The following is a 25,643-nucleotide window of genomic DNA, read 5'->3' on the forward strand; positions in this document are numbered from 1 at the left end:
GCACGCGTGGGAGCCCGGCGGCGTCGGAGTGAGTGTGTCCCTCCGGTCCTGCGGCAAACGCGCAGGTGGGACGCTACTCGGGAGCGCTGAGGACGAGGCCGCTGGTGGGCACGCCGGTGCCCGCGGTCACCAGGACGTTGCGGACGTCCGGGACCTGGTTCACCGCGGCCCCCCGCACCTGCCGGACGGCCTCGGCGATGCCGTTCATGCCGTGGATGTACGCCTCACCCAGCTGACCCCCGTTGGGGTTGACCGGAAGCCTGCCGCCGAGCTCAATGCCACCGTCCTTGATGTAGTCCTTCGCCTGGCCGCGGCCGCAGAAGCCGAGCTCCTCCAGCTGAACCAGGACAAACGGGGTGAAATGATCGTAGAGGATCGCGGTCTGGACGTCATCCGGGGAAAGCCCGGACTGGGCCCAGAGCGTGTCGCCGACGGTCGCCATCGCGGGCAGCGCGGACAGCTCGCCGGTGTAGTAGCCGAACATCATCATCTGGTCCGGGCCCGTGCCCTGCGCCGCCGCGGTGATGACGGCGGGCCGGTTCGGCAGGTCGCGGGCGCGGTCCAGGGACGTGACCAGCACCGCGACGCCGCCGTCGGACTCCTGGCAGCAGTCCAGCAGGTGCAGCGGGTCGACGATCCACCGGGACGCCTGGTGCTCCTCCAGCGTGATCGGGCGCCCGTGGAACCAGGCGGCCGGGTTCGTGGCCGCGTGGCGGCGCATCGCGACGGCGACCCGTCCGAAGTCCTCGCTGGTCGCGCCGTAGTCGTGCATGTAGCGGCGGGCCTGCATCGCGACCCACGCGGCGGGGGTCGCGAAGCCGAACGGCAGGTGCCAGGAGAACTCCAGGCCGGTCGCGTCGACGCGGCCGGACGGGGCGGCCTGGCCGAAGCGGTGGCCGGAGCGCTCGTTGAACGCGCGGTAGCACAGCACCGCGTTCGCCTGGCCGGTCGCGACGGCCATCGCGGCGTGCGCGACGGTGCCGCAGGCCGCGCCGCCGCCGTAGTCGACGCGGGAGAAGAACCGCAGCGCGGGGATGCCGAGCTCGCGCTGGACGGCGATCTCGGAGTTGGCGTCGGCGGTGTAGGTGACCAGACCGTCGACGTCGGAGGGCGTCAGCCCCGCGTCCTTGATCGCGGCGAGGCACGCCTCGGCGGCGAGCTGCAGCTCCGAGCGGCCCGACTCCTTGGAGAACTCGGTCGCGCCGATGCCGGCGATCGCGGCCTTCCCCGACAGGCTCATCGCGCCTCCTTGAAGCGGACCGTGGCGGTGAGGTGGTCGCCTAGGCTCACCGCGCCGCGGACGCGGAGGGTGCGGTCGTCGACGCGGTCGCCGGTGAGGGTGAGGGTGTCGCCGGCGTAGGCGGGCGCGCCGAGGCGCACCTCGATGCTCTCCGGCGTCGCGTCCCGGACGGTCTCCAGCGCGTACCGCTGGACGAGCCCGATGCTGGTCAGGATGTTGACGAAGATGTCCTTCGAGCCCTGTGCGCGGGCCTGCGCGGGGTCGTGGTGGACGGGCATGAAGTCGCGCGTCGCGATGGCGGTCGAGATGATGAACGTCGGGGTCAGCTCGATCTCCAGGCCGCCGGACGCCGGCTCCGCGACCGCGGTCGCGGCGGGCGGCGAAGGCGGCGCGGGCGGCGGGGCGTCCGCCGGGGTCCACTGCGGGAGGACGAGCTCGTCGTCCATCCGCTCGAACACCAGCCGGACCGGCATGCCGACCCGCACCTGGTCGGGCGGGCAGCCGTTGACGTTCCCGACGATCCGGACGCCCTCCTCCAGCTCCACGACCGCGACGGCGTACGGGGGCGTCCGGCCGGGGACGGGCGGGTGGTGGTGGACGACGTAGCTGTGCACGACGCCGCGTCCGCTCGCCACGACGTGGTCGCGGTTCAGCGAATGGCAGTGCGGGCACATCGGGCCGGGCGGGTGGCGGAGCGTTCCACAGTCGGCGCAGCGCTGGATGCGCAGCTCGCCGGCGTTCACCCCGTCCCAGAAGAACGCGGTGTCCTTGCCGACCGCGGGGCGCAGCGGGTACCTCCCGCCGGTGCTGGCGGCGGGCGGCCGCTTGCCGGGCCTGAACTTCAGCACCCGGAACAGCATCTCGGCGACGCGCTCGTCGTTCTCGTCGTACCAGGACTGGTACCAGGTGACGAAGTAGCCCTCGCCCATCGCGGTCCGCTTCGGGCCGGTGACGCCGCCGAACCGCATCCGCGTGCTCAGCTGCTCGCCGACCTTCACGCAGCGGTCGTAGGTCTGGTCGCAGTTGGTGGCGACGATGCCGGTGTAGCCGGCGGCGTCCAGCATCCCCAGCACCTGGTCCGCGGCGCCCTTCTGGTCCGGGCGGCGGACGAGGCCGGGCATCGACCACACCTGGATCATCGCGGGCGGCGCGACGTCGTCCCAGGTCCCGGTGTCGCCGAGGGCCTGCGTCCAGTTGCGGATCATCGCCGCGTTCACCGGGTCGGGGCAGGGCAGCGGGGGCCGCTCGCCGGCGGCGGCGAGCCGCCCGGCGAGCGCCATCAGTTCGTCGTGCACGGGTCTCCCGTCCGGGTCAGCGCGGTGCGCGCGGCAGGCCGAGGCCGATCATCGCGATCAGCTCGCGCTGGATCTCGTTGACGCCGCCGCCGAAGGTGAGCACGAGCGCGCCCTTGGCCATCCGGTCGGTCACCCGCATGAACTCCGCGGTGGCCGGGTCGCCGGGGTCGCCGTAGCGGGCGAGGACGTCCCCGACGATCCGGCCGACCTCCTGCACCCGCTCCGAGGCGTAGATCTTGGTGGCGGACGCGTCTGCGGCGCCGAGCCAGCCGAGGTCCTGGTTCGCCGCGACCTGCCAGTTGAGGATCTCGTTGACGCGCAGGTAGGCGTGCACCTGGGCGAGCGCGCGGCGGACGGCGGGCTCGGCGAGGAGCGGCCGGCCGTCGCGTCCGGCGGTGGCGCGGGCCCAGTCCTCGAACCGGTTGCGGGTGTGCCCGATGTTGCCGGCCGGGCCGAGCGTGACCCGCTCGTGGTTGAGCTGGTTGACGATCAGGTCCCAGCCGTTGTTCTCCCCGCCGATCAGCATGTCCGCGGGGACGCGGATGTCCTGGAAGTAGGTGGAGTTGGTGTGGTGCGCGCCGTCCATGGTGATGATCGGCGTCCAGGAGAAGCCGGGGTCCTTGCAGTCCACGATGAGCATCGAGATGCCCTTGTGCTTCTTCGCGGCCGGGTCGGTGCGGGCGGCGAGCCACACGTAGTCGGCGGTCTGCGCGCCGGAGGTGAAGATCTTCTGGCCGTTCACCACGTAGTGGTCGCCGTCCTTGACGGCGGTGGTGCGCAGCGCGGCGAGGTCGGTGCCGGCGCCCGGCTCGCTGTAGCCGATCGCGAAGTGGCACTCGCCGGCGAGGATCCGCGGGATGAAGAACTCCTTGTGCGCGTCCGACCCGTACTGCAGGATCGTCGGCGCGACGGAGTTCAGCGTGATGAGCGGGTAGGTGACCTCGGCGCGGGCGATCTCGTTGGCGAAGATGGTCTGCTCGACGGGGCCGAAGCCGCGGCCGCCGTACTCCTTCGGCAGCGCGACGCCGAGCATCCCGTCGCGCCCGAGGCGCCTGCAGTGCTCCAGGTAGGCGGGGCCGAACGGGTCGGCGCCGATCGCGGCGCGCTGCTCGGCGGTCAGGCAGTTCTCGAAGTACTCGCGCAGCTCGGCGCGGAGCTTCTTCTGCTCCCCGGTCAGGTCGATGAACATTCAGGCCTCCTGGGCGATGAGCGCGCCGAGTGAGTCGAGCCGGTCTTCCGCGCCGCCGAGCAGGTGCCCGGCCTGCTTGCCCCAGGCGAAGTACCGGTGCAGCGGGTAGGTGATGTCGAGGCCGATGCCGCCGTGCAGGTGCTGGCAGGTGTAGAGCGCCTTCACGACGGGGTCGCACGCGTTGTAGGCGGCGATGGTGAGCAGCTCCTCGGCGTCGGCGGCGCCCTCGGCGAGCCGCCACACGCCGGCCCAGACGGCCACGTCCAGCGCGCGCTTGGCGATGTAGACGTCGCTGATCTGCATGGTGACGGCCTGGAACTGCGCGAGCGCCCGCTCGAACTGCTCGCGGGTCTTGGTGTACTCCTTGGTGAGCTCCAGCGCGCCCTCGATGACGCCGGACGACAGCGCGACCGCGCCCGCGACGGCGGACAGCCGCAGGGTGTCCCAGGCGGCGCCGTCGGCGGTCCCGCCGAGCAGGGCGCCGGCGCCGGCGCGGACGCCGTCGAGCGCGACGCGCGACAGCGGCTCGGTCGTCGCGGAGTGCTGCGGGGTGATCGTCGCGGCGGACGGCTCGACGAGGAAGACCCCGATGCCGGCGCCCTCGACCCGCGCCGGGACGAGGATCCGCGCCGCCTCTTGCGCGTAGGGGACGAACGTCTTCACGCCGTCGAGCACGTAGCCGTCGCCGTCGCGCCGGGCCGTGGCCGCGACCTCGCCGGCCGGGCCGACCTCGCGGTACGCGCCGGTCAGCACGGTCTCGCCCTCGGCCAGCGGCCCGAGCAGCGCGCGCTGCTCGGCGGTGCCGTGCTTGGCGATCGGGACGGCCGCGAGCGCCAGCGAGGCGTAGGCGGGGATCGGCGCCGTCCGCGCGCCGGCCTCGCGGAGGATCACCGCGAGCTCGACCGGGCCGAGCCCGGCGCCGCCGGCGTCCTCGGGCAGCACCGCGCCGATCAGCCCGGCCTGCGCGAACGCCTTCCAGGTGGCGTCGTCATAGGCGGCGCCGCTCTTCTCGAACGCCTCCAGCCGCTCCTGCGCGGCCTCCCGCGCGAGCAGGTCCGCCGCGAGCCCCTTCAGCTCCTGCTGGGTCTCGTCGAGGTTGAAGTCCACTCATCCGCTCCCTTCCTGGCGCGGCCGGCCGGACGGACGCCCACGGCGAAAAAGTAGAACAGATTCTAGTCTGTGTCCAGCGGCGTGACCGGCATCGCCGAAACGCGGATTCACCTAGCAAGTAAGGGTTCGGTGACCACCCGGCGGGCCCCCGATCGGCGACCCGCCGCGGCCAATCAGATAACAGGTTCTCGCGCGACCTGTACGCTGGAGGCCGGAGCGGCGCCCGAAGCGGGCGCCCGCGCGAGGAGGATGACCGTGACCGCAGAGCCGACAGTGACCGGGGACGAGCCTTCGGGCGGCGCCGCGGCGGACCGGCGGGCGGGCCAGGCCGCGGGGCAGGGCGTGCGCTCGCGCAGCCAGCACCAGCGGCGCAAGCGTATCGTCCAGGCCGCCGCCGCGCTGGCCTCCCGCGGCGGCATCGAGGCGATGCAGATGCGCACCGTCGCCGAGCGCGCCGGCGTCGCGCTCGGCACGCTCTACCGCTACTTCCCGTCCAAGATGGACCTGGTCGTCGCGGTCGTCAGCGAGGAGATCGACCTCCTGGAGGGCAGCATCGAGCGCCGCCCGCCGCGCGGCGGCACGGCCGCCGAGCGCACCGTCGAGGTGCTGATGCGCGCGACGCGCGGGCTGATGCGCGAGCCCGAGCTCGCCGAGGCGCTGATCCGCTCGCTGCTGCTGTCGGACGTCAAGACCGACTTCAGCGAGCGGATGACGAACCTGATGCTGCGCGCCGCGGTCGGCCCGGCCGGCGGCGTCCCGGCCGACGACCGGCGCCGCGTCGTCGCCCGCGCGCTGTCGTCGGTGTGGACGATGGAGATGATCGAGATGCTGCGCGGCCAGGCGACCGCCGAGGTGATCCAGGCCCGGCTGGAGATCTCCGCCGACCGCCTCCTCACCGACTGAGGAGGGCCCCGCACGCCCGCCGGAGCCCCGTCCTTTCCCGTGTGCGGCCGGTCACCGCGCACTACTGTGGGACGCGACCGGGCGGACGGAACCGGCGGACAGGGAAGGTGTGCCAGTGACCGAGCAGGAGCCGATCCTCAGCGACGGGGTCATCATCGAGTTCATCGATGGCAAGGACGTTCCCGTCCAGCACAAGGACTTCGGCGACCGCGCCGTCGTGATGCGCGACGCGAAGAACCCCGAGGGCCCCATCCTGTACTTCACCGAGGCCGAGTGGGACGCCTTCATCGCCGGGGTCAAGGACGGCGAGTTCGACGACCTCCTGGAGGAGGAGCCCGCCGAGGGCTGACGCCCCCGGCCGCCGGGCGCCCCGGAGCCCCCCGGATCAGGCGCCCGGCCGCAGGTCGTCCCAGCGGCCCGCCAGGGACCGTTCCGCCGCCGGCGTGAGGCTCCCCCACAGGCGCAGGCGGGCCAGGCCGCCGTCGGGGTGGATGTTCACCCGGACGTGGGAGACCTCGGGCGTCTCGACGCGGAACCGGTGCCGGGCGTCCGGCTGGAGGCGGGTCCGCGGCAGCAGCGTCGTACCGTCCGGCGTGGTGAGGGAGACCTCGGCGGGCGCGTTGAACTTCAGGTTCGTGGTGTCGACCTCGGCCAGCCGGATCGTCCCCGGAGCGGCCAGCCGGACCACCGCCCATTCGTTGCCGGGCTCGCGGCGACGCGCGGTCTCCCAGCCCTCCGCCTGGTTGCGCGCGAGGCCGGGGAACAGCATGTTGTCCGGCGACGAGTAGAACATGTTCGAGCATTCGACGACGCGGGCGCCGTTCTCCAGGGCGGCCAGGTCGACGGTGAGGCCGGTGAGGTGCGCGGGGTCGGGGACGACCTCGCCGTGCACGCGGAGCCGCGCGATCCCGCCGTCCGGGAACATGTTCAGCCGGACATGGGTGACGAGCCGCTCGGCGTCCACCGGGAACGCGTGCACGGTGTCGCCCCGCAGCGGGCTCTTCGGGACGATCTCCACCCATTCGGCGCCGGACGGGTCGCCGGGGTGCCCGTCCACCGCGCACGCCTCGACGGACGCGTGCGGCGGGTAGTTGCCCTTGAACCAGGCGGTGTCGATGACGACGCCGCGGACGACGCCGGGCAGGCCGAGCCGGATCAGCGCCCAGTCGTGGCCGGGCTCGCGGCGGCGGCGCGTCTCCCACCCGTCGTACTCCTGGCCCTTCGGCCCGAACGTCTCGGGCCGGAACGCCGGCGCCCACGGGTTGATCAGGTTCTCCTTCTCCTCGAAGGACTCGTCGCTGGCGGCCGTGACCGAGCCGCCGAGGGTGCGGACGGCGAGGTCGGGAAGGGTGGTGAAGTCGGTCAAGGGGTCTCCTTTCGGGTGAGCATGCGGCCGGCCGGCGCGTCGCCGGCGAGGGCGCCGCGCAGCCAGGTCGCCCGGACGGTCCCGGTGAGGGTGCGGCCCCCGTACGGGGTGATCGGGTGGCGGTGGCGCAGCCGGGACGGGTCGACGGTGAACGGCGCGTCGGGGTCGAACGCGACGAGGTCGGCGTCGTTGCCGACGGCGATGCGGCCCTTGCCGGAGACGGCGGCGAGCGCGGCCGGTCCCTCGGCCATCCAGCGGACGACGTCCGCGAGGTCGTGCCCGCGCGCGCGGGCGGCCGTCCAGACGGCGGGGAGGCCGAGCTGGAGGGACGATATGCCGCCCCACGCGGTGGCGAAGTCGCCCTGCTTCAGGTCGGGCGTGGACGGCGAGTGGTCGCTGACCACGCAGGAGATGACGCCGGAAGCGAGCCCCTGCCAGAGCGCGTCGCGGTTGGCGGGGTCGCGGATCGGCGGGCAGCACTTGTAAGCGGGCCCTCCAGCCTCGTCGGCGGACAGGACGAGGTAGTGGGGGCAGGTCTCGGCGGTGACGGGCAGGCCGTCCGCCTGGGCCTTGGCGAGGGGTTCGAGGCAGTCGGCGGCGGACAGGTGCAGGATGTGGGCGCGCACGCCGGTCTCCCCGGCGAGCCGGATGACCTGCTCGACGGCGCGGCGCTCGGCGTCCGGCGGGCGGGAGGCGAGGAACGCCGGGTACCCGCCGTCCGCGGGGTCGGTGAGGGCGGACGGGTCCTCGGCGTGCACGATGACGAGGCCGCCGAACGAGGCGATCTCCCGGAACGCCTCGCGCATCCCGGCGAAGGACAGCGGCGGGAACTCGGGGACGCCGGAGTCGGAGGCGAAGCACTTGAATCCGAACACGCCGCCGTCGTGCAGCGGGCGCAGCGACGGAACGTTCCCGGGGATCGCGCCGCCCCAGAACCCGACGTCGACGTGCAGCTTCCCGGCCGCGGCGGCGCGCTTGACCGCGAGCGCGCCCGCCGACACGGTCGGCGGCAGCGAGTTCAGCGGCATGTCGATCAGGGTGGTGACGCCGCCCGCCGCGGCGGCGCGGGTCGCGGTCGCGAACCCCTCCCACTCGGTGCGGCCCGGCTCGTTGACGTGGACGTGGGTGTCGACGAGCCCGGGCAGCAGCGCGGCGGCGCCGAGGTCGGTCTCGAACGCGGCGGGCAGTGGCGCGTCGCGGGCGGCGATCTCCGCGATGCGGCCGCCCGCGACGGCGACGGCGGCGGGGCGCTCGCCGTCCGGCAGGACGGCCCGCCGGGTCCTGATCACCAGGTCGTAGGTCACGCGGCTCCTCCCAGGGCGGGCTGGTCGCGGCCGATCCGCTCGGCCAGCCGTTCGAGGAGCGGGCCGGCCTCGGCCATGCACCGCTCCGGATCGGGTTCGAGGTCGGTGAGCGCGTAGGCGTCCTGGAGCCGCGCCTTGCGCAGCTGCTCGCCGGTCAGCGCGCACCGCCCGGCGACGGCGATCGCGGGGACGCCGAGCCGGGCCGCGGCGCGGGCGACGCCGACCGGCGCCTTCCCGCGCAGCGACTGCCGGTCGAGCGACCCCTCGCCGGTGATCACCAGCCGGGCGCCGGCGGCGCGGGCGGCGAAGCCGAGCAGGTCGAGCAGGTAGCCGATGCCGGGCCGGACGGTGGCGCCGAGGAACGCCATCGCGCCGAACCCGGTGCCGCCCGCCGCGCCCGCGCCCGGCCGGTCCGCCGCGTACGCGCCGAGGTCGCGGCGGGCGACGGCGTCGAGGCGGGCGAGGCCGCGCTCCAGGGCCCGGACGTCCGCCGCGGTCGCGCCCTTCTGCGGGGCGAAGACCGCGGCGGCGCCGTCCGGGCCGAGGAGCCGGTTGTCGACGTCGCCGGCGACGACGACCGTCACGCCGCGCAGCCGGGCCGGCAGGCCGCCCGGGTCGATCGAGGCGAGCGAGCGGAGCGCGCCGCCGCCGGGCGGCAGCGGGTCGCCGGCGGCGTCCAGGAACCGGGCGCCGAGCGCGGCGGCCATCCCGGTGCCGCCGTCGGTGCAGGCGCTGCCGCCGAGGCCGAGGACGATCCGGGTCGCGCCGCGCTCGATCGCCGCCGCGATCAGCTCGCCGGTCCCCCGGCTGGACGCCGCCAGCGGCGCCGGGGTCCCGCCGGGCAGCCGGCGCAGCCCGGACGCCGCGGCCAGCTCGATCACCGCCGTCCCGTCGCGGACGGCGTAGGACGCGGCGACCGGCCGCCCGGTCGGCCCGGACACCTGCGCCCGGACCTCGGTGAACCCGCAGGCCACCGCCGCCTCGACGGTGCCGTCCCCGCCGTCGGCGACGGGCAGCCGGGCGAGGGGCACGTGCGGGGCGGCCCGCGCGAGCCCGGCCGCGAGGTGCCCGGCGACCTGCGCGGCGGTCAGCGAGCCCTTGAACTTGTCGGGCGCGATCAGCACGTGACCCCGCACGCGCGCCTCCTCTCCGGGGTTGCAGGGACGGGACTACGGGACGGGTTCGTACTCGCGGACGTCGTCGATCCGGACTCCGTTGGCGGTGTCGGCCTCCCGTTCGATCATGATCTCGACGAGGACGGGCCGGGAGGTGCGGGCGGCCTCCTTGCGCGCCCACTCCAGCGCGGGCCGGACGTCGCCGGGCTCCAGCACCCGGCGGCCGGCGCAGCCGTACGCCTCCATGATCTTGACGTTGTCGGCGCCGTGCTCGTCGTAGCGGATGTCGACCTCGTAGTTCATCGCGTAGCCGCCGTGGTCCTGCGCCATCCGGATCAGCCCGAGGTACTCGTTGTTCAGCATGATCAGCACGAACGGGACGTCGTACTGCGCGGCGACCGCCAGCTCCTCGACGAGGAACTGGAACGAGTAGTCGCCGACGATGCCGACGACCTCGGCGTCCGGCTCGGTGCGGGCGAGCGCGGTCTTCACGCCGATCGCGGCGGGGATCTCCCAGCCGAGCGGCCCGGCCTGCCCGCACACCTGGTAGTGCCGGGGCTTGGCGGCCTTCTGGTGCTGCCCGCCCCAGATCTGGTACAGCCCGATCGCGGTGACGAAGTAGGTGTCGGGGCCGTAGAACTCGTTGATCTCCTTGTAGACGCGCGGCGCCTTGATCGGGACGTCGTCGAAGTCCTCGCGCCGGGTCAGCGTCGCCTTCAGCTCCCGGACCCGCGCGGCCCAGTCCCCGGCGGGACGCCCGGCGCCGCGCTCGCGCGCCAGGTCGATGACGGCGCGGAGGAACAGCCTCGTGTCCGACACGATTCCGAGGTCGGGGCCGAACACCTTCCCGATCTGGGTGGGCTCGATGTCGACGTGGATGAACGTCCGGCCCTCCCGGTAGACGTCGAGCTGCCCGGTGTGCCGGTCGCCGAACCGGGCGCCGAGCGCCAGGACCAGGTCCGATTCGAGGAACGAGGCGTTGCCGTACCGCTGCGAGGTCTGCACGCCGGTCATCCCCGCGTACAGCGGATGGTCCTCGTCCATCGCGCCCTTGCCCATCAGCGTCGCCTGGACGGGCACCTGCAGCAGTTCGGCCAGCTCCACCAGCTCGGCGTGCGCGTCCGCGAGGATCACGCCGCCGCCCGCGAGGATCAGCGGCCGCTCCGCGGCGAGCAGCAGGTCGAGGGCCTTCTCGACGCGCGGCGGGTGCGGCTCGACCTTCGCGACGGGCAGCGGCGCGTCGATCGAGGCGTCCCACTCGATCAGCTGCTTCTGCACGTCGATCGGCAGGTCGATCAGGACGGGCCCGGGCCGGCCGCTGCGCGCGATCCGGAACGCCTCCCGGAAGATCCACGGCGCCTGCGCGGCCTCCTTGACCTGCACCGCCCACTTGGTGACGGGCTCGGCGATCGACACGATGTCGACGGCCTGGAACGCCTCCTGGTGCAGCTTGTCCGACGCGGCCTGCCCGGTGATGCACAGGATCGGGACGGAGTCGGCGTGCGCGGTGTACAGGCCGGTGATCATGTTGGTGCCGGCCGGCCCGGACGTGCCGATCGCGACGCCGACGCCGCCGGTCGTGCGCGACCAGCCGTCGGCCATGTGCGTCGCGCCCTCCTCGTGCCGGACGATCAGGTGCGCGATCCCACCGTCCTCCTCCATCGCCTTGTACAGCGGCAGGATCGCGGCGCCGGGGCAGCCGTAGACGACGTCCACGCCCTCGGACTTCAGGACCTCGACCACCGCCCGCATGACGGGCATCTTCGGCATGATGCTTCTCCTTCGGTTCCGGGTGGTCAGGCGGCCGTGCGGCCGGAGAGGTCCTCGACGACCTTCAGCAGCGCGGAGTGGTCGAGGGAGCCGTAGCCGCGGGCGCGGGCGGCGGCGATGAGCTGGGCGACCATGCCCGTCATCGGCAGCGACACCTCGGCGGAGCGGGCGGCGGCGGTCGCGATGCCCATGTCCTTGTGGTGCAGGTCGATGCGGAAGCCGGGGGCGAACTCGCGGTCCAGCATCGACGCGCGCTTGAGGTCGAGGATGCGGCTGGCGGCGAGCCCGCCGGCGATCACGTCGATGCCGGCGCGGGCGTCCACGCCGGCCGCCTCCATGAGCACGATCGCCTCGGCGACCAGCGCGTACGTGCCGCCGACGATCAGCTGGTTGGCGGCCTTGACGTACTGGCCCGCGCCGCTGCCGCCGACCCGCTCGACGGTCCTGCCGACCGCCTCGAAGACCGGCGCGGCGGCGTCGGCGTCCGCCTCGTCCCCGCCGACCATGATCGACAGGACGGCGTCCCGCGCGCCCTTCTCGCCGCCGCTGACCGGCGCGTCCAGCACCCGCAGCCCGCGCTCCCGCCCGGCCTCGGCGACCTTGATCGACGTCTCCGGCCGGATGGTGGAGAAGTCGATGCACAGCGTGCCGGGCGCGGCGTTCTCCAGGACGCCGTCCGGGCCGAAGTACACGGCCTCGACGTGCTCGTCCTGCGGCAGCATCGTGACGACGACGTCCGCGCCGGCGACCGCGGCCGGAACCCCGTCCGCCGCCGAGCCGCCCGCGGCGACGAGCGCGTCCACGCCCTTCGCGACGACGTCGTAGCCGGTCACGTCGTGGCCCGCGCGGACCAGGTGGGCGGCCATCGGCACGCCCATGATGCCGAGTCCGATGAATCCGATCTTGCTCATGTGCGGTGCTTCTCCATCCATGCGAAGTCCGGCCGCGGGTCCGTGTACTCCAGGGCGATCCGGCCGCGGTAGCCGATCTCGTCGAGGAGCGCGAACAGCGCGCCGAAGTCGATGCCGCCGGTGCCGGGACGGCCGCGGCCGGGGGCGTCGGCGATCTGCACGTGGCCGATGTCGGCGGCGTGCCGCCGCGCGGCCTTCTCCAGGTCGTCGCCGTTGCTGGCCAGGTGGAACGCGTCGAACAGGAAAGCGACGTTCGCGGCGCCGGCCGCGCGGGCGCGCTCCACGACGGCGACCGCGTCATCGGCGGTCTCCAGCGGGTACGCGCCGTTCAGGCCGCGGGCGAGCGGCTCGATGAGCAGCGTCCCGCCGAGCGCGCCGACCTTGCGGGCGGCGTAGGCGAGGTTCTGCACGGCGACCCGGTCCTGCTCGGACGCGGCGACGCCGGGGAGCCGCTGCCCGTAGAGCGCGTTGAACGCCCGGACGCCCGTCCGCTCGGCGATGCGGACGGTGACGTCCACGCTCGCGCGGAACTCGGTGGCGCGCGCCGGGTCCGACAGCACGCCCCGCTCCCCCGCCGGCATGTCGCCCGCGTACAGGTTCAGGCCGATGAGCCGCACGCCCGCGTCCTCGATCGCCTGGCAGAACGCGTCCTCCTGCGACGCCGACGGGACCGGCGTGCCGGGCCACGGCCACCAGAACTCGACGGCGTCGAACCCGGCGTGCCTGGCGGCGGCGGGCCGCTCCTCCAGCGGCAGGTCGGTGAAGAGGATCGAGCAGTTGACGGCCCACGTGCGGTTCGCGTTCATGCGGCTTCCTTCGAACTCTGGTAGCTCTGCCAGCTGCCATGTTCGGTGATGTCGGTCAGCCCGACATAGGAGGTGTACGGCCGGCGCAGCAGCATGGCGAGCGACGACGACCCGTCGTCCAGCTCGATCACGCCGAGCTCCAGCTCGGGCGGCTCGGCGGGCAGCAGCCGGTCGCGCAGCACGTCGAGGGTCACCTCGTAGGTCTCGCCGGCGACGCGGGTGCCGCCGTGCGCGACGGGCGACAGCGCCGGGCAGCGGTCCCCGACCGAGTAGAAGCGGTAGCGGGGCGCGGTGGCGGTGGACGCGATGAGCGGCGCCCCGTCCAGCAGGTGATGCAGCGGCCCGCCGCGCATCGCGCCTCCGTTGAGGAATATGGGTGGCACGTCCTCTCCTCCGTTCACTGGGCCGCCGCGACGGCGGCCCGGTCGTGGTGGATCGGCCCGTTGATCTGCCCGAGGGGCAGCGCGGTGCCGTCGCGGCGCGCGGCGGTGAACTCCGCCGCGATCGCCAGCGCGGTCTCCTCGGGGGTCCGCGCCCCGAGGTCGAGCCCGATCGGGGAGCGCAGCCGCGCCAGCTCCCCGCCGGACAGCCCGGCCGCACGCAGCCGGGCGAGCCTGTCGTGATGGGTGCGCCGCGACCCCATCGCCCCGACGTAGGCGACGGGCAGCCGCAGCGCGACCTTCAGCAGCGGGACGTCGAACTTGGCGTCGTGGGTGAGCACGCACACCACCGTCCGGCCGTCGAGCGCGCCGCGTTCCGCCTCGGCCGCGAGGTAGCGGTGCGGCCAGTCGACGACGACCTCGTCGGCGCCGGGGAAGCGGGCCGGCGTGGCGAAGACGGGCCGCGCGTCGCAGACCGTCACGCGGTAGCCGAGCACGCTCCCCTGCCGCGCGAGCGCCGCCGCGTGGTCGATCGCGCCGAAGACCAGCAGCCGCGGCGGCGGCGCGTGGCTGTGGACGAACGCCTCGAGGTCGTCGCGGCACCTCACCGACACGATGCCGGTCCTGCCGGCGTCGAGCATGGCGCGGGCCTCGGCGACGATCGCGGCGTCGACGTCGGCGCGTCCGGTGGTGCCGGTGTGGTGGTCCGGACGGACGGCCAGGACGCCTGACCCGTCCATGAGGTGGGCGAACGCCACCTGGTCGTCACGCGTGAGCGCCGACGCGGGGACCGGCCCCGGCGACACGAGCACCTCGACCGTCCCGCCGCAGGTCAGGCCGACGGCGAAGGCGTCGTCGTCGCTGTAGCCGAACGTCTCGCGGACAATCTCGCCGGTGTCGAGGGCGTCGCGGCACAGCTCGTACACGGCGCCCTCGACGCAGCCGCCGGACACGCTCCCGACGGCCTCGCCGGCGGCGGACACGGCCATCGCCGCGCCCGGCGCGCGCGGCGCGCTGCCCCGGACCGCCACCACGACGGCGACGGCGTACCGGACTCCGGCGTCGTTCCAGGCGGCAAGCCGGTCGGCGATCTCACGCATGAACGGTCCTCACTTGATTCCGAGGGCTTCCTCGATCGGGTGCAGGGCGAAGTAGGCGACGAAGACCAGCGACAGCGGGTACAGCAGCCAGTGGATCTCCGCGAACTTGCCCCGCGCGACCTTGAGCAGGGTGTAGGCGAGCACGCCGGCGGCGACGCCGACCGTGATCGAGTACGTGAACGGCATGAGCACGACGGTGAGGAACGCCGGGATCGCGATCTCCATGTCGGCCCAGTCGATCTTGCGGGAGTGCGACATCATCAGCGCGCCGACCACGACCAGCGCGGGCGCGGCGGCGCCGACCGGGACGACCCCGGCGAGCGGCGTCAGGAAGATCAGCGCGGTGAGCAGCAGCCCGGTGACGACGCTGGCGAGGCCGGTGCGGGCGCCCTCGGCGACGCCGGCGGCCGACTCGACGACCGCGGTGTTCGCCGAGCCGTTGACGCCGCCGCCGACGATCGCGCCGAACCCGTCCACGGTGAGGATGCGGCTGAGCCCGGGCAGCCGGCCCTTCTCGTCGGTCATCCCGGCCTCCTCGCAGACGCCGAGGATCGTCCCCATCGCGTCGAAGAACCCGGACAGCACCAGCGTGAACAGCACGACGGTCGCGGTGACGACGCCGGCCCGGCCGAACCCGCCGAACAGGTCGACCTTGAACATCAGCCCGAAGTCGGGCGTCGCGACGACCGAGTGCGGCAGCTTCGGCTCGACCGCGCCCCACGTCTTCGGGTCCACCTTCGCGACCTTGTCGATGATCACGGCGAACACGGTCGCGGCGACGATGCCGATCAGGATGGCGCCCGGCACCTTGCGGATGAACAGCACCAGCGTCAGCACGAGGCCGGCGCAGAACACCAGCACGGGCCAGCCGACGAGCTGCCCGAACACGCCGAGCTGGACGGGCGTGGAGGCGGTGTCGTGGTGGCCGACGAACCCGGCGTCCACGAGGCCGATCAGCGCGATGAACGCGCCGATCCCGACGCCGATCGCCTGTTTGAGCGCCAGCGGGATCGCGTCCATGATCAGCTGCCGGATGCCGGTGAGCGCGAACAGCACGATCACCACGCCCTCCAGCACGACCAGGCCCATCGCCTGCGGCCAGGTCATGTGCGGGGCGGCCTGGAACACCACGATCGGGGTCACGCCGAGGCCGGCGGCCATCGCCAGCGGCGCGTTGCCGACCAGGCCCATCAGCAGCGTGGTCAGCCCGGCCGACAGCGCGACCATGGTGGTGAGCTGCGCGGGGTTCAGGGTGGCGCCGGTGACGTCCTTCGCGTCACCGATGATCAGCGGGATGAGGATGACCAGGTAGGCCATCGCGACGAAGGTGGTGAGCCCGCCGCGCACCTCGCGGGCGACGGTCGTTCCCCGCCCGCGCAGGTCGAAGAACCGGTCGAGCGCGGAACGGTCGGGGGCGGACGGCTTCTCGGGAAGCCTCTCCTGGGTCTCGGTCACGGTTCGTGCCCTCATTTCGGGGTCCGGGGTCGCCCCCGGGGCGAGCACGGGGGCGTGATCGGCCGCCGGCGCGGCCCTGTGCGGGCCGTCCGTGCTGGTCGATCGGGTGCGGTTGTGGGGTGGATGCCCGCGCCGTCCCCCGAGAACGGGCGCGGGCCGCCCCTGTTGATCAATCGCTAGCCGGAGGTCTCCTGGATGATGTGCTCCGGTCGAACCGGCACTCGGGTGAGCGCTCTGCCCGTGGCGTCGCGGACGGCGGCGACGATGGCGGGCGTGGAGGAGAGCGTGGGTGGCTCTCCGGCGCCGCGGAGCCCGTATGGGGCGTCCGGGTCGGGGTTCTCGAGGATGTCGAGCCGCATCGGCGGCATGTCGAGGATGGTCGGGATGAGGTAGTCGGTGAAGGACGGGTTCCGGACGAGGCCGCCGGACACGACGATCTCCTCCATCACGGCGAGGCCGAGGCCCTGCGCGGAGCCGCCGTGGATCTGGCCCTCCACGCCGATCCGGTTGATGATCTTTCCGACGTCCTGGACGGCGGCCATCTCGACCACCTTGACCAGGCCGAGGTCGACGTCGACGTCCACGACGGCGCGGTGCACGCAGAGGGCGAGCTGGGTGTGGGTGACGCCCTGGCCGGTGACCGGGTCCATGCCGGTGGTGGGCCGGTGGTGGTACTCGCGGGTCTCCTCGATGGCGTCGCCGCCGAGGACGTCCTCGATGCTGCCGAGCACCCCGGCCGCCCGCGAGACGATCTTCCCGCCGACGGCGGTGAGGTCCCCGTGGCCGTAGCGGCGGGCGGCGCGCGCGAGCAGTTCGGCGCGGACGGCCTCGCAGGCGGTCTTGACGGCGCCGCCGGACATGTACGACTGGCGGGACGCGCTGGACGAGCCGGCGTCCCCGACCCGGTTGTCCGCGGGGGCGATGGTGACCTTCTGGACGCCGAGCTCGGTCCGCGCGATCTGCGCCTGGATCGTGACGAGGCCCTGGCCGACCTCGGCGGCGGCGGTGTGCACGAGCGCGGCCGGCTCGCCGCCGATGACCTCCAGCCGGACGCGGGCGGTGGACAGGTCGTCGGCGCCCTCGGAGAAGCAGATGTTCTTGATCCCGACGCCGTAGCCGACGCCGCGCACCACGCCCTCGCCGTGCGTGGTCTGGGACGCGCCGCCGGGCAGGTTGCGGATGTCGGACGGGTCGCAGGCGGCCGGCATCGGCATGGCCTCCAGCCGGGCCAGCATCTCCGCGAGCGGCGCCGGCGACTCGATGACCTGCCCTGTCGCGAGCTTGGAGCCCTGCGAGACGGCGTTGCGGCGGCGGAACTCCACCGGGCTGAGCCCGCAGGCGGCGGCGACCCTGTCCATCATCGACTCGTAGGCGAAGCACGCCTGCACCGCGCCGAACCCGCGCATCGCGCCGCACGGCGGGTTGTTCGTGTAGACCCCGTACGCGTCGATCCTGATGTTCGGGATCTCGTACGGGCCGACGCCGAGCGAGGCGGCGTTGCCGGTGACGTTCCGGGTCGACGAGGTGTACGCGCCCCCGTCCAGGATGATCTCGACGTCGGCGTAGACGAGCTTCCCGTCGGCGGTGGCGCCGTACTCGTAGCGCATCTGCGCGGGGTGCCGGTGGACGTGCCCGAAGAACGACTCGTACCGGTTGTACGACATCTTCACCGGCTTGCCGGTGTGCAGGGCGAGCATCGCGGCGTGGATCTGCACCGACAGGTCCTCGCGGCCGCCGAACGCGCCGCCCACGCCGGCGAGCGTCATGTGCACCTGCGACTCGTCCAGGCCGAGGCACGGCGCGATCTGCGACAGGTCGTTGTGCATCCACTGCGTGGAGACGTACAGGTCGACGCCGCCGTCCTCGGACGGGATCGCCAGGCCGGCCTCCGGTCCGAGGAACGCCTGGTCCTGGATGCCGACCTCGAACTCCTCGATCACGACGACGTCGGCCTGTGCGCGCGCTGCGTCCACGTCGCCGACGCGGACCGGCTGGTGCCGGACGATGCCGCCGCGCGGCTGCACCTTCAGCCGCTCCGGGTCGGCGATCACCGCGCGGGCGTCGGTGATCGGTTCAAGGACCTCGTAGTCGACGGCGATGCGCTCCATGGCGCGGCGCGCGATCTCCGGGTGGTCGGCGGCGACGAGCGCGATCGGCTCGCCCTGGTGCCGGACCTCGCCGATCGCGAGGACCGGCTGGTCCTCGGTGTGGTCCTCGCCGTACAGCTTGTGGCCGGGGACGTCCTCGTGGGTGAGGACGGCGTGCACGCCCGGCGTCGCGAGCGCGGGCCCGATGTCGATCGAGCGGATGCGGGCGCGCGGGTGCGGGCTGCGCAGCGTCGCGCCCCACAGCATCCCGTCCATCCACAGGTCGGACGCGTAGGCGAACTCGCCGGCGACCTTCAGGGTGCCGTCGGGGCGCAGCGGGCTGTCGCCGACGCCGCCGATGCCCGGGGCGACGACGTGACCGGGGCTTTTCACCGGGCCGGGGCCCTTGACCGGTGCGGCCATCTAGAGGACCTCCTCCGCGAGTCGCATGAGCCGCCGGTGCGCGTCGGCGCCGCGCCGCCCGACCACGTCCTGCGGGACGGAGACGAGCGTGTCCGCGGCGACGATCGTCCGGCCGCCGACGAGCAGCCGCTCCAGCGGCGGGGTGCCGCCGAACGCGAACGCGACGACCGGGTCATCGACGGCGGCGTGGAAGCCGTCGACCCGCCACAGCGCGACGTCGGCGAGCTTGCCGGGTTCGAGGGTGCCGATCTCGTCCTCCCGGCCGAGGCAGCGGGCGCCGCCGAGCGTCGCCATCTCCAGCGCCTGCCGGGCGGTGAGCGCGGTCGGCCCGTACCGGGCGCGCTGCATGTAGACCGCCTGCCGGATCTCCCCGGCGAGCGGCACGAACTCCGCCGACGCCGAGCCGTCCACGCCGAGCCCGACCATCGCGCCCGCCTCCAGCAGGTGCGAGACACGGGCGATGCCGGCGCCGAGCCGCGCGTTGGAGCTGGGGCAGTGCGCGGTGCCGGTGCCCGTCTCGGCGAGCCGCTTGATGTCGGTGTCGTGCAGGTGGACGCAGTGCGCGAGCCACACGTCCGGGCCGAGCCAGCCGATCGAGTCCATGTACTCGGTCGGGGTCATCCCGAAGTGCTCGGTGGTGTGCTCCTCCTCGTCGAGGGTCTCGGCGAGGTGGGTGTGCAGCCGGACGCCCTTGTCGCGCGCCAGCTCCGCGGACCGGACGAGCAGGTCGCGGGTGACGGAGAACGGGGAGCACGGCGCGACCGAGATGCGCAGCATCGAGCCGGACGAGGCGTCGTGGTAGCGGTCGATGGCGGCGGCGGTCTCGGTGAGGATCGTGTCGAGGTCCTCGACGACCTCGTCCGGCGGGAGGCCGCCCTGCGACTCGCCGCGGTCCATCGAGCCGCGGCACGGCTGGAACCGGATGCCGAGCTCCGCGGCGGCCTCGATCTCGGCGGCGAACAGGTCGCCGCGGCCGCGCGGGAACAGGTAGTGGTGGTCGGACGCGGTGGTGCAGCCGGACTTGGCGAGCCAGCCGAGGCCCGCGCTCGCGGCGCCCGCGACGACCTCGGCGTCCATCTTCGACCACGGCTTGTACAGGGTCGTGAGCCACTCGAACAGCGTGTTGTCGGTGGCGAGGCCCTGGCTCGCCCACTGGTACAGGTGGTGGTGCGCGTTGACCAGGCCGGGGGTGGCGAGGCAGCCGGTGCCGTCGATCCGGTCGGCGCCCGCGACGTCCGGGGCGGGGCCCGCGCCGACGGCGGTGATCCGGTCGCCCTCCACCACGATGTGGCCGCCGGGGTGCTCGTCCCCGGACACGGTCACGACGTGCGCGTTCTCGATGATGGTGGTCACGTGTGTGCAGCCTTTCGCCGGGCCGCCAGCCGCACCGCGTCGAGGATCTTCTCGTAGCCGGTGCAGCGGCACAGGTTGCCGGCCAGCGCCTCGCGGATCTCGGCGTCGGACGGCGCGGGGTTGCGTTCGATCAGGTCGTGGGACTGGACGATCAGGCCGGGCGTGCAGAACCCGCACTGGACGGCGCCGGTCTCCAGGAACGCCTGCTGGACGGGGTCGAGCCGCTCGTCCCCCGGCTGCCCTTCGGCGAGGCCCTCGACGGTGCGGACCTCGCGTCCCTCCACCTGCCCGGCGGCGACCAGGCAGGCGCAGGCGGGGACGCCGTCCAGGTAGACCGTGCAGGACCCGCATTCGCCCTGCTCACAAGCGTTCTTCGAGCCGGGGAGACCCATCCGCTCCCGCAGCATGTAGAGCAGGCTCTCGCCCTCCCACACATCGTCGACGGTCTCCTGCGAGCCGTTGACGGTGACGTTGACGCGCATCAGGAAGCCTCCCTTCGTTCCGCGCGGTGCTCGTTCCAGGCCCAGGTCAGCGTCCGGCGCGCCATCACCGCCAGCGCGTGCCTGCGGTAGTCCGCGGTGCCGCGCACGTCGTCGATCGGCGCGGCGGCCTCGCGGACCAGCTCGCCGAACCGCTGCGCCGCCGCGTCGGGCAGCGGGCCGCGGCCCTCCCAGTCGAGCTCGTTCGAGATGAACTCCTCGGCGGCCGCCGCGCGGCGCGGCGTGGGGGCGGCGGAGCCGACGCCCGTGCCGACGCGGCGCTCCGCCGGGTGCAGCGCGACCGCGAACGAGCACACCGCGATCACCATCGCGTTCCGCGTGCCGATCTTGGAGAAGTACTGCGGGCCGGGCGCGGGCGCCGTCCAGATCGCCCGGATCAGCTCGTCCGGCTCCAGCGCGTTGCGCTTCACGCCCAGGTAGAACTCCGTCGCCGGGATCATCCGGACGCCGCGCTCGGCCGACTCCACCTCGATCACCGCGTCCCCCGCCAGCAGCGGCGGATGGCTGTCGCCGGCGGGCGACGCCGCGCCGAGGTTGCCGCCGACCGAGCCGCGGTTGCGGATCTGCGGGGACCCGACCGTCCGGGACGCCTGCGCGAGGCCCGGCAGCCGGTCCCCCAGCTCGCCGATCACCCGGACGTACGGGACGCCCGCGCCGATCCGCAGCCGGCCGCCGGACTCGTCCCACTCGGTCAGCTCGCGGACCCGGTTCAGGTCCAGCAGCGCCGCCGGCCGGTGCACGTCGAAGTTGATCTCCACCATGACGTCGGTGCCGCCCTGGATCGGCAGCGCCGCCGGCGTCTCGCGCTTCGCGGCCAGGGCGTCCGCCCAGGTCGCCGGGCGCAGGAACTCCATATCGCCGCCTCCCTCAGTTCCAGGCGGACGGGGCGTCCGGGGCGTCGTCGGTGAGCACACTGCCCTCGATCAGCCCGTACGGACGGTCCGCCGCGAAGTAGACCTCGTTGTCGTTGTCCATCCCGAACGGCTCCAGGTCGACCAGGAAGTGGTGCTTGTTCGGCATCGACATCCGCACCTCGCACAGCTCCGGCCGCACCTCCAGCGCCCGGCGGCCCATCGCGTACAGCGTCTGCTGGAGCGACAGGCTGTGCGTCGTCGCGAACGCGTCCAGCAGCGCGGCGCGGGTGGCGGTGTACGACTCGTCCCATTTCCCGTCGGTGCCGCGGTGCCGCCACTGCGCCGTCACGGCCGTCGCGAGGATCCGGTCGTCGGTCGGTTCCAGCGTCGTGAACCGGTCCTGGACGAACCCGTGGAACTCGCTGCCCGTCGAGTTCAGGACGGTCAGGTCCTGCAAGCCGGAGACCACCGACTCGGCGCCGTCCGACCCGTCGCTGTGGACCACCGCCGTCCGCACCTCCGTGCCGCCCTGGACGAACGAATGGGGGCCGGTGATGCGGTCCCAGGCGTACTCCTCAAGCCGCACGCGGGCGTGGTGGATCGTCGGCTGCGAGTCCACGAAGTGCCGCGCCAGCAGCAGCCCGAACTCCTCCAGCTCCCCGACGCCGTACTTCTTCGCGAACGCGAACACCGTGTTCTTCTGCGCGTCCGTCGTCAGGACGGCGGCGTTGTCGCCGGTCAGATGCACCTCGTCCATGTCGCCGGACAGGAACACCCCGACGTTCAGGTCCCGGATGCGGTGCGTCCCGCCGTCCCGGGTGACCCGGACGACGCGGACCTCCGCCTTCCCGTAGCGGTTGGGGCCGAGAACGATGGCCATCGGGTTAGCTCCCTCGGTAGGTCGAGTAGGCGAACGGGCTCAGCAGCAACGGGACGTGGTAGTGCCGCCCGGGGTCGTCGATCGTGAAGGCGACCGTGACCTCCGGGTAGAAGTCGGACAGGCCGGCGGTGTCGAACGTCAGCCGGTGCACGCCGGCGCCCGGCTCGGCGCCCCACTCCTTGATCCGCCCGTCGGCGTCGGTGCGGGCCTCGGCGAGCACCGTCCACGACCCGTCCGGCTCCCGCCGGTCGAGGCGGACGGCGACGCCCGCCGCGGGCAGGCCCTTCGCCGCGTCCAGCACGTGCGTCGACAGGCTCATCGCTCCCCCTCCTTGCCGGGCGCGGCGGCGAGCTTCGCCAGCCGCAGGTCGACGATCTTCGCCAGCTCCGCCCGGACGGCCGCCCGCTCGGCCGCGGCGTCGTTGCCGAGCCGCGCGCGCAGCGCCGCGAGCATCTCGGCGGCGCCGAGGCCGGTCGCGCAGATCAGGAAGACGTGCCCGAACCGGTCCTCGTAGGCCCGGTTGCCCTCCACCAGCGCCGTCCGCAGCTCCGCGGCCGCCGCGTCCATCCCGGACTGCTCGCCCCGCGACCACGCCGCCTCGGTGCCCGCGCCGCGCACCCGGTCGCCGATCCGGGGGTGCGCGGCGAGCGCCTCCTCGACATCGGCCCAGTCCAGGCCGGCGAGCGCCTTCGCGGAGGCGGCCCGCAGCTCGGCGAGGCCGGCGTAGGGCCGCCCGGCGGCGACCTCCGCCGCCCAGCGGCGGGACGCGCAGCACGCCAGCAGCCCGCCCTCCGTGACGTCGAGCCGTTCGCTCACCGGCACCTCCCTGTCTCCGTCCTTGCCGCCAGTAGATACGGCAATCCGGTGCGCGGTGAAGGGACAGGACGTCCTAACTGTGACCCGGCTCACGCCGGTGTTTTCGTGCGTTGCTCCAATCGCGGGCGCGGACCGTTGACACCCGGCCCGGTGAACGGTGAGTTAACTGTTCTATGAAGCTGCGCGCGCTGCTCGACATGCCGGAGCTGCGGCTCGAGGTGGTCACCGGCGACGACCTGCTGGACCGGGTGATCACCTGGGTGGTCACCACCGACCTGCTGGATCCCGGCCGGTACCTCGGCGGCCGGGAGCTGGTGCTGACCGGCCTGGTCTGGCGGTCCGAGCCGGGCGACTCGGAGGTGTTCGTCCGCGCGCTCGCGCAGGCCGGGGTGTCCGCGCTCGCGGCCTGGGACCTCGCCACCGGCACCATCCCGGACGACCTCGTCGACGCCTGCCGGCGGCACCGGCTCCCGCTGTTCAAGGTGCCGGAGGACGTGGCGTTCGCGACGGTCACCGAGGAGGTCGTCCGGCACCTGTCCGGCGCGCGCGCCGCCGACCTGACCGCCGTCCTGGACCGGCACCGCCGGCTCGTCGCCGGGATGAGCGAGGGCGCGGGCCTCGGCGCCGTCCTCGACCTCGTCGGCCGCGACCTCGGGATGCGCTGCTGGGTGCTGACCGCCACCGGGCGCGTCGTCGCGGGCCCGCCGGGCGCCCCGGACGGCGCCGCGCTCGCCCGCGCCTTCCTCACCGCGCCGCGGCTCCCGCACCACCTCGCCGCCTCCGGCGTGTCGGTCTTCCCGGTGGCGGAGGACACCACGTCCCGCGTCGCGGACTGGTTCGTCGCGTGCGAGGGCGACCACGCCGACTGGCCCGCCGAGCGGCGCGCCCTCACCACCGAGCTCGCCGCGATCGCCGCGCTGGAGCGGGCCCGGCTGGACGACCGGCTGAGCGTGGAGGGGCGGCTCGCGCAGGAGCTCGTCCGGCTGGTGGTGTCGGCCGCGGCCGCCGACGAGATCCTGCCGCGGCTGGAGCTCGCCGGGCTCGACCCGCGCGCCTCCTACGTCGCGGCCGCCGCCGCCGGGCGCGGGACGCTGCGGCCCGGTGAGCTGCGGTCGGTGCTCGGCGAGGTCATGCCGGTACCGCGTCCGGTCGTGGGGCTGCTGGACGACGAGGCCGTCGCGCTCGTCCCCGTGCCGGTGCCCGCCGAAGCGGGGCCGGACGTCGCCGCGTCGATCCAGGCCGCGTTAGCCGCGCTCGCGCCCGGCCTGGCGGGCGCGGGGATCGCGGTGGGGGTCAGCGACGTCGTCGGGGCGGGCGAGCTGCGCGGGGCCGTCGACGAGGCCCGCTACGCGCGGCGGCTCGCGTCCGGGCGCACCGACCCGGTGTGCGTCGTCCGGCACGACGAACTCGCCACGCACGTGCTGCTGCTGGCGACCGTTCCGGAGGACGTCCGGCAGATGTTCGAAGTGCGGCTGCTCGACCCGCTGCGCAAATACGACGAGGTCCACAAGGCCGATCTGATCCGGACCCTGGAAACGTTCCTCCAGAACTCCGGATCGTGGACGAAGTGCGCCGAGCAACTGCACCTGCACGTCAATTCCGTCCGGTACCGCATCCAGCGCATCCAGGACCTGACCGGCCGCGATCTGGCGCGGCTCGAAGACCGCGTCGACTTCTTCCTCGCGCTCCGGCTGTCCTAACCGCCGGCGATCCATCTGCGGTAGGCGATCTGGAGCGCGGCGCGGCGGTCGGCGGGGGCGAGCACGTCGACGCTGTCGACCCACTGCTCGACGGACCCGACGTAGGGCGGCAGCGCCGCGACCTCCGGGTCGGTGATCTCTGCGAGAAGCCCGGCGGCGACCGCCTCATCGACCGTCCGGTAAGACCGGTCCCAGAAACCGACGACGGCGTTTCCGGGTGCCGGGAGGCCGCGTTCGCGCTGGACGTCCAGCAGGATCTCGGCGGCCTCGGCCAATGCCGATTCCCTTTCCCGCCAATCGCCTCCGGCCACCGCCCTTTCGAGCGGCTCCGCCAGGCGTTCCGCGATCGGCAGTTCCTTGAACGCGATGCCGCGCCATTTCCCGTACGGCGCCCATTCGCCGGACAGCGCGAAGGCCAGCCGCACCAGATCCTCCGCGACCCGCGCGCCGAGGATCCGCGACCCGGTCTCGTCGCCGCGCGCGGCCGTCCGCCCGACGATCGGCATCCACTGGGACGCGCGCCGCCACCACGCCGCCAGGACGTACCGCTCGACGTCCGGCGGGTAGCGGCGGAGCCCGGCGCGGATCCCGGCCAGCGCCGGCGTCCGGTCCTCGAACACCGGCCCGGCCGTCACCTCCAGGACGCACTGCCCCACCAGGCACAGCCAGTCGAGCAGCGACAGCCCGCCGGCCGGGTCGACGCCCAGCCGGAAGCGGCAGAACCCCTCGACGGTCGCGATGTCCACCTTGTGCGTGACGGTCCGGTCCCAGGTGACCGGGAACCGGACCGGATGGCCGCGGTACCGGTCGGGCAGCTCCCGTTCGAGCATCGCCGTCACCTCGGGCATCGCGCCGGCGTCGGCCAGCAGCAGCGTCAGCCGGCAGCCCCAGTCGTGGTCGCGGCTGGTCGCGTCGTCGAACCCCAGCACGTCCGACCCGGACCCGAGCCGCGCCGCCGCGTACGGCAGGCCGGGGAAGTGCGCGTCCAGCAGCGGCCGCACGAGATCGCCGTAGTACGCGCGTGCCAGCTCCGCGCCGCGCAGATGATCGTCCACGCGCCCACTCCAGCAGACCGGGCGCCGCTCC

General features: G+C 73.8%; 24 protein-coding genes. 3 read left to right on the forward strand and 21 right to left on the reverse strand.

Annotated elements, in window-relative coordinates:
• Positions 1–73: 73 nt before the first annotated feature.
• From J4709_RS15160 to J4709_RS15175, 4 genes are read right to left on the reverse strand one after another with little or no spacing between them, the layout of a single operon-like run.
• Positions 74–1,240: a lipid-transfer protein gene (locus J4709_RS15160; RefSeq protein ID WP_208241144.1), complete on the reverse strand. Its 1,167-nt coding sequence runs from the start codon at positions 1,238–1,240 to the stop codon at positions 74–76.
• Positions 1,237–2,535, reverse strand: coding sequence for an OB-fold domain-containing protein (locus J4709_RS54720; RefSeq protein ID WP_307801258.1), 1,299 nt, complete (start codon positions 2,533–2,535; stop codon positions 1,237–1,239). Before J4709_RS54720 ends, J4709_RS15160 begins: the two co-directional genes overlap by 4 nt.
• A 16-nt stretch (positions 2,536–2,551) precedes the next feature.
• The gene (locus J4709_RS15170) at positions 2,552–3,724 is read right to left on the reverse strand and encodes an acyl-CoA dehydrogenase family protein (protein WP_208241145.1); all 1,173 of its coding nucleotides are present in this window, start codon (positions 3,722–3,724) and stop codon (positions 2,552–2,554) included.
• Positions 3,725–4,831 carry an acyl-CoA dehydrogenase family protein gene (locus J4709_RS15175; protein WP_208241146.1) on the reverse strand — a complete coding sequence of 369 codons (1,107 nt, stop codon included), beginning with the start codon at positions 4,829–4,831 and terminating at the stop codon, positions 3,725–3,727.
• A 258-nt stretch (positions 4,832–5,089) separates the two neighbouring features.
• Here J4709_RS15175 and J4709_RS15180 point away from each other — a divergent pair, with 258 nt between their 5' ends.
• Together J4709_RS15180 and J4709_RS15185 are read left to right on the forward strand one after the other, a co-directional pair.
• The gene (locus tag J4709_RS15180) at positions 5,090–5,737 is read left to right on the forward strand and encodes a TetR family transcriptional regulator (protein WP_372442082.1); all 648 of its coding nucleotides are present in this window, start codon (positions 5,090–5,092) and stop codon (positions 5,735–5,737) included.
• A gap of 115 nt (positions 5,738–5,852) precedes the next feature.
• The gene (locus tag J4709_RS15185) at positions 5,853–6,086 is read left to right on the forward strand and encodes a DUF397 domain-containing protein (protein ID WP_173099355.1); all 234 of its coding nucleotides are present in this window, start codon (positions 5,853–5,855) and stop codon (positions 6,084–6,086) included.
• Between the two features lie 36 nt (positions 6,087–6,122).
• On the opposite strand, the gene alc is transcribed toward J4709_RS15185, so the two are convergent.
• From alc to uraD, 16 genes are all read right to left on the reverse strand, one after another.
• Positions 6,123–7,103 (reverse strand): allantoicase, encoded by a 981-nt coding sequence (gene alc / locus J4709_RS15190; RefSeq protein ID WP_208241148.1) that lies wholly within the window; start codon positions 7,101–7,103, stop codon positions 6,123–6,125.
• Entirely contained in the window at positions 7,100–8,407 is a 1,308-nt protein-coding gene (allB, locus tag J4709_RS15195; protein WP_208241149.1) for an allantoinase AllB, read from the reverse strand. The genes alc and allB overlap by 4 nt, the downstream gene beginning before the upstream one ends.
• Entirely contained in the window at positions 8,404–9,543 is a 1,140-nt protein-coding gene (locus J4709_RS15200; protein WP_307801259.1) for a glycerate kinase, read from the reverse strand. Before J4709_RS15200 ends, allB begins: the two co-directional genes overlap by 4 nt.
• Before the next feature lie 33 nt (positions 9,544–9,576).
• On the reverse strand, positions 9,577–11,292 hold the full coding sequence (gcl, locus tag J4709_RS15205) for a glyoxylate carboligase (RefSeq protein ID WP_208241150.1): 1,716 nt from the start codon (positions 11,290–11,292) through the stop codon (positions 9,577–9,579).
• A gap of 26 nt (positions 11,293–11,318) precedes the next feature.
• Positions 11,319–12,203 (reverse strand): 2-hydroxy-3-oxopropionate reductase, encoded by an 885-nt coding sequence (locus tag J4709_RS15210; RefSeq protein ID WP_208241151.1) that lies wholly within the window; start codon positions 12,201–12,203, stop codon positions 11,319–11,321.
• Complete coding sequence (locus tag J4709_RS15215; protein ID WP_208241152.1) at positions 12,200–13,009, reverse strand: hydroxypyruvate isomerase family protein; 810 nt, start codon at positions 13,007–13,009, stop codon at positions 12,200–12,202. The genes J4709_RS15210 and J4709_RS15215 overlap by 4 nt, the downstream gene beginning before the upstream one ends.
• Positions 13,006–13,392 carry an allophanate hydrolase-related protein gene (locus tag J4709_RS15220; RefSeq protein ID WP_208241155.1) on the reverse strand — a complete coding sequence of 129 codons (387 nt, stop codon included), beginning with the start codon at positions 13,390–13,392 and terminating at the stop codon, positions 13,006–13,008. Before J4709_RS15220 ends, J4709_RS15215 begins: the two co-directional genes overlap by 4 nt.
• A 14-nt stretch (positions 13,393–13,406) precedes the next feature.
• Positions 13,407–14,489 (reverse strand): XdhC family protein, encoded by a 1,083-nt coding sequence (locus tag J4709_RS15225; protein ID WP_208241156.1) that lies wholly within the window; start codon positions 14,487–14,489, stop codon positions 13,407–13,409.
• A gap of 9 nt (positions 14,490–14,498) precedes the next feature.
• Positions 14,499–15,944: an NCS2 family permease gene (locus tag J4709_RS15230; RefSeq protein ID WP_307801261.1), complete on the reverse strand. Its 1,446-nt coding sequence runs from the start codon at positions 15,942–15,944 to the stop codon at positions 14,499–14,501.
• Between the two features lie 176 nt (positions 15,945–16,120).
• A complete protein-coding gene (pucD, locus tag J4709_RS15235; RefSeq protein WP_208241158.1) occupies positions 16,121–18,454 on the reverse strand; it encodes a xanthine dehydrogenase subunit D in 2,334 nt (777 codons plus the stop codon).
• A complete protein-coding gene (locus J4709_RS15240) occupies positions 18,455–19,807 on the reverse strand; it encodes an 8-oxoguanine deaminase (protein WP_208241159.1) in 1,353 nt (450 codons plus the stop codon).
• Complete coding sequence (locus J4709_RS15245; protein WP_208241160.1) at positions 19,804–20,289, reverse strand: (2Fe-2S)-binding protein; 486 nt, start codon at positions 20,287–20,289, stop codon at positions 19,804–19,806. Before J4709_RS15245 ends, J4709_RS15240 begins: the two co-directional genes overlap by 4 nt.
• On the reverse strand, positions 20,289–21,161 hold the full coding sequence (locus J4709_RS15250; RefSeq protein WP_208241162.1) for an FAD binding domain-containing protein: 873 nt from the start codon (positions 21,159–21,161) through the stop codon (positions 20,289–20,291). The genes J4709_RS15245 and J4709_RS15250 overlap by 1 nt, the downstream gene beginning before the upstream one ends.
• Positions 21,162–21,174: 13 nt before the next feature.
• Complete coding sequence (pucL, locus tag J4709_RS15255; protein ID WP_208241164.1) at positions 21,175–22,041, reverse strand: factor-independent urate hydroxylase; 867 nt, start codon at positions 22,039–22,041, stop codon at positions 21,175–21,177.
• Positions 22,042–22,045: 4 nt separating this feature from the next.
• Positions 22,046–22,360: a hydroxyisourate hydrolase gene (gene uraH, locus J4709_RS15260; protein WP_208241166.1), complete on the reverse strand. Its 315-nt coding sequence runs from the start codon at positions 22,358–22,360 to the stop codon at positions 22,046–22,048.
• A complete protein-coding gene (gene uraD / locus J4709_RS15265; RefSeq protein WP_307801262.1) occupies positions 22,357–22,857 on the reverse strand; it encodes a 2-oxo-4-hydroxy-4-carboxy-5-ureidoimidazoline decarboxylase in 501 nt (166 codons plus the stop codon). The genes uraH and uraD overlap by 4 nt, the downstream gene beginning before the upstream one ends.
• A gap of 173 nt (positions 22,858–23,030) precedes the next feature.
• Between uraD and J4709_RS15270 the strand changes: the two genes are divergently transcribed.
• The gene (locus J4709_RS15270; protein ID WP_208241170.1) at positions 23,031–24,557 is read left to right on the forward strand and encodes a PucR family transcriptional regulator; all 1,527 of its coding nucleotides are present in this window, start codon (positions 23,031–23,033) and stop codon (positions 24,555–24,557) included.
• Here J4709_RS15270 and J4709_RS15275 read toward each other — a convergent pair.
• On the reverse strand, positions 24,554–25,612 hold the full coding sequence (locus tag J4709_RS15275) for a DUF4037 domain-containing protein (RefSeq protein ID WP_208241172.1): 1,059 nt from the start codon (positions 25,610–25,612) through the stop codon (positions 24,554–24,556). The genes J4709_RS15270 and J4709_RS15275 overlap by 4 nt on opposite strands.
• Positions 25,613–25,643: the final 31 nt, after the last annotated feature.

It is taken from the genome of Actinomadura violacea (assembly GCF_017573465.1).
Lineage (GTDB): Bacteria > Actinomycetota > Actinomycetes > Streptosporangiales > Streptosporangiaceae > Spirillospora > Spirillospora violacea.

Bases quoted from the DNA above. Each gene is read 5' to 3' on its own strand.
- J4709_RS15250 (WP_208241162.1), bottom strand. From the start codon at position 21,161: ATGGAGTTCCTGCGCCCGGCGACCTGGGCGGACGCCCTGGCCGCGAAG.
- pucD (WP_208241158.1), bottom strand. From the start codon at position 18,454: ATGGCCGCACCGGTCAAGGGCCCCGGCCCGGTGAAAAGCCCCGGTCAC.
- uraH (WP_208241166.1), bottom strand. From the start codon at position 22,360: ATGAGCCTGTCGACGCACGTGCTGGACGCGGCGAAGGGCCTGCCCGCG.
- gcl (WP_208241150.1), bottom strand. From the start codon at position 11,292: ATGCCGAAGATGCCCGTCATGCGGGCGGTGGTCGAGGTCCTGAAGTCC.
- J4709_RS15270 (WP_208241170.1), top strand. From the start codon at position 23,031: ATGAAGCTGCGCGCGCTGCTCGACATGCCGGAGCTGCGGCTCGAGGTG.
- J4709_RS15160 (WP_208241144.1), bottom strand. From the start codon at position 1,240: ATGAGCCTGTCGGGGAAGGCCGCGATCGCCGGCATCGGCGCGACCGAG.
- J4709_RS15210 (WP_208241151.1), bottom strand. From the start codon at position 12,203: ATGAGCAAGATCGGATTCATCGGACTCGGCATCATGGGCGTGCCGATG.
- pucL (WP_208241164.1), bottom strand. From the start codon at position 22,041: ATGGCCATCGTTCTCGGCCCCAACCGCTACGGGAAGGCGGAGGTCCGC.
- J4709_RS15225 (WP_208241156.1), bottom strand. From the start codon at position 14,489: ATGCGTGAGATCGCCGACCGGCTTGCCGCCTGGAACGACGCCGGAGTC.
- J4709_RS15245 (WP_208241160.1), bottom strand. From the start codon at position 20,289: ATGCGCGTCAACGTCACCGTCAACGGCTCGCAGGAGACCGTCGACGAT.
- J4709_RS15215 (WP_208241152.1), bottom strand. From the start codon at position 13,009: ATGAACGCGAACCGCACGTGGGCCGTCAACTGCTCGATCCTCTTCACC.
- J4709_RS15170 (WP_208241145.1), bottom strand. From the start codon at position 3,724: ATGTTCATCGACCTGACCGGGGAGCAGAAGAAGCTCCGCGCCGAGCTG.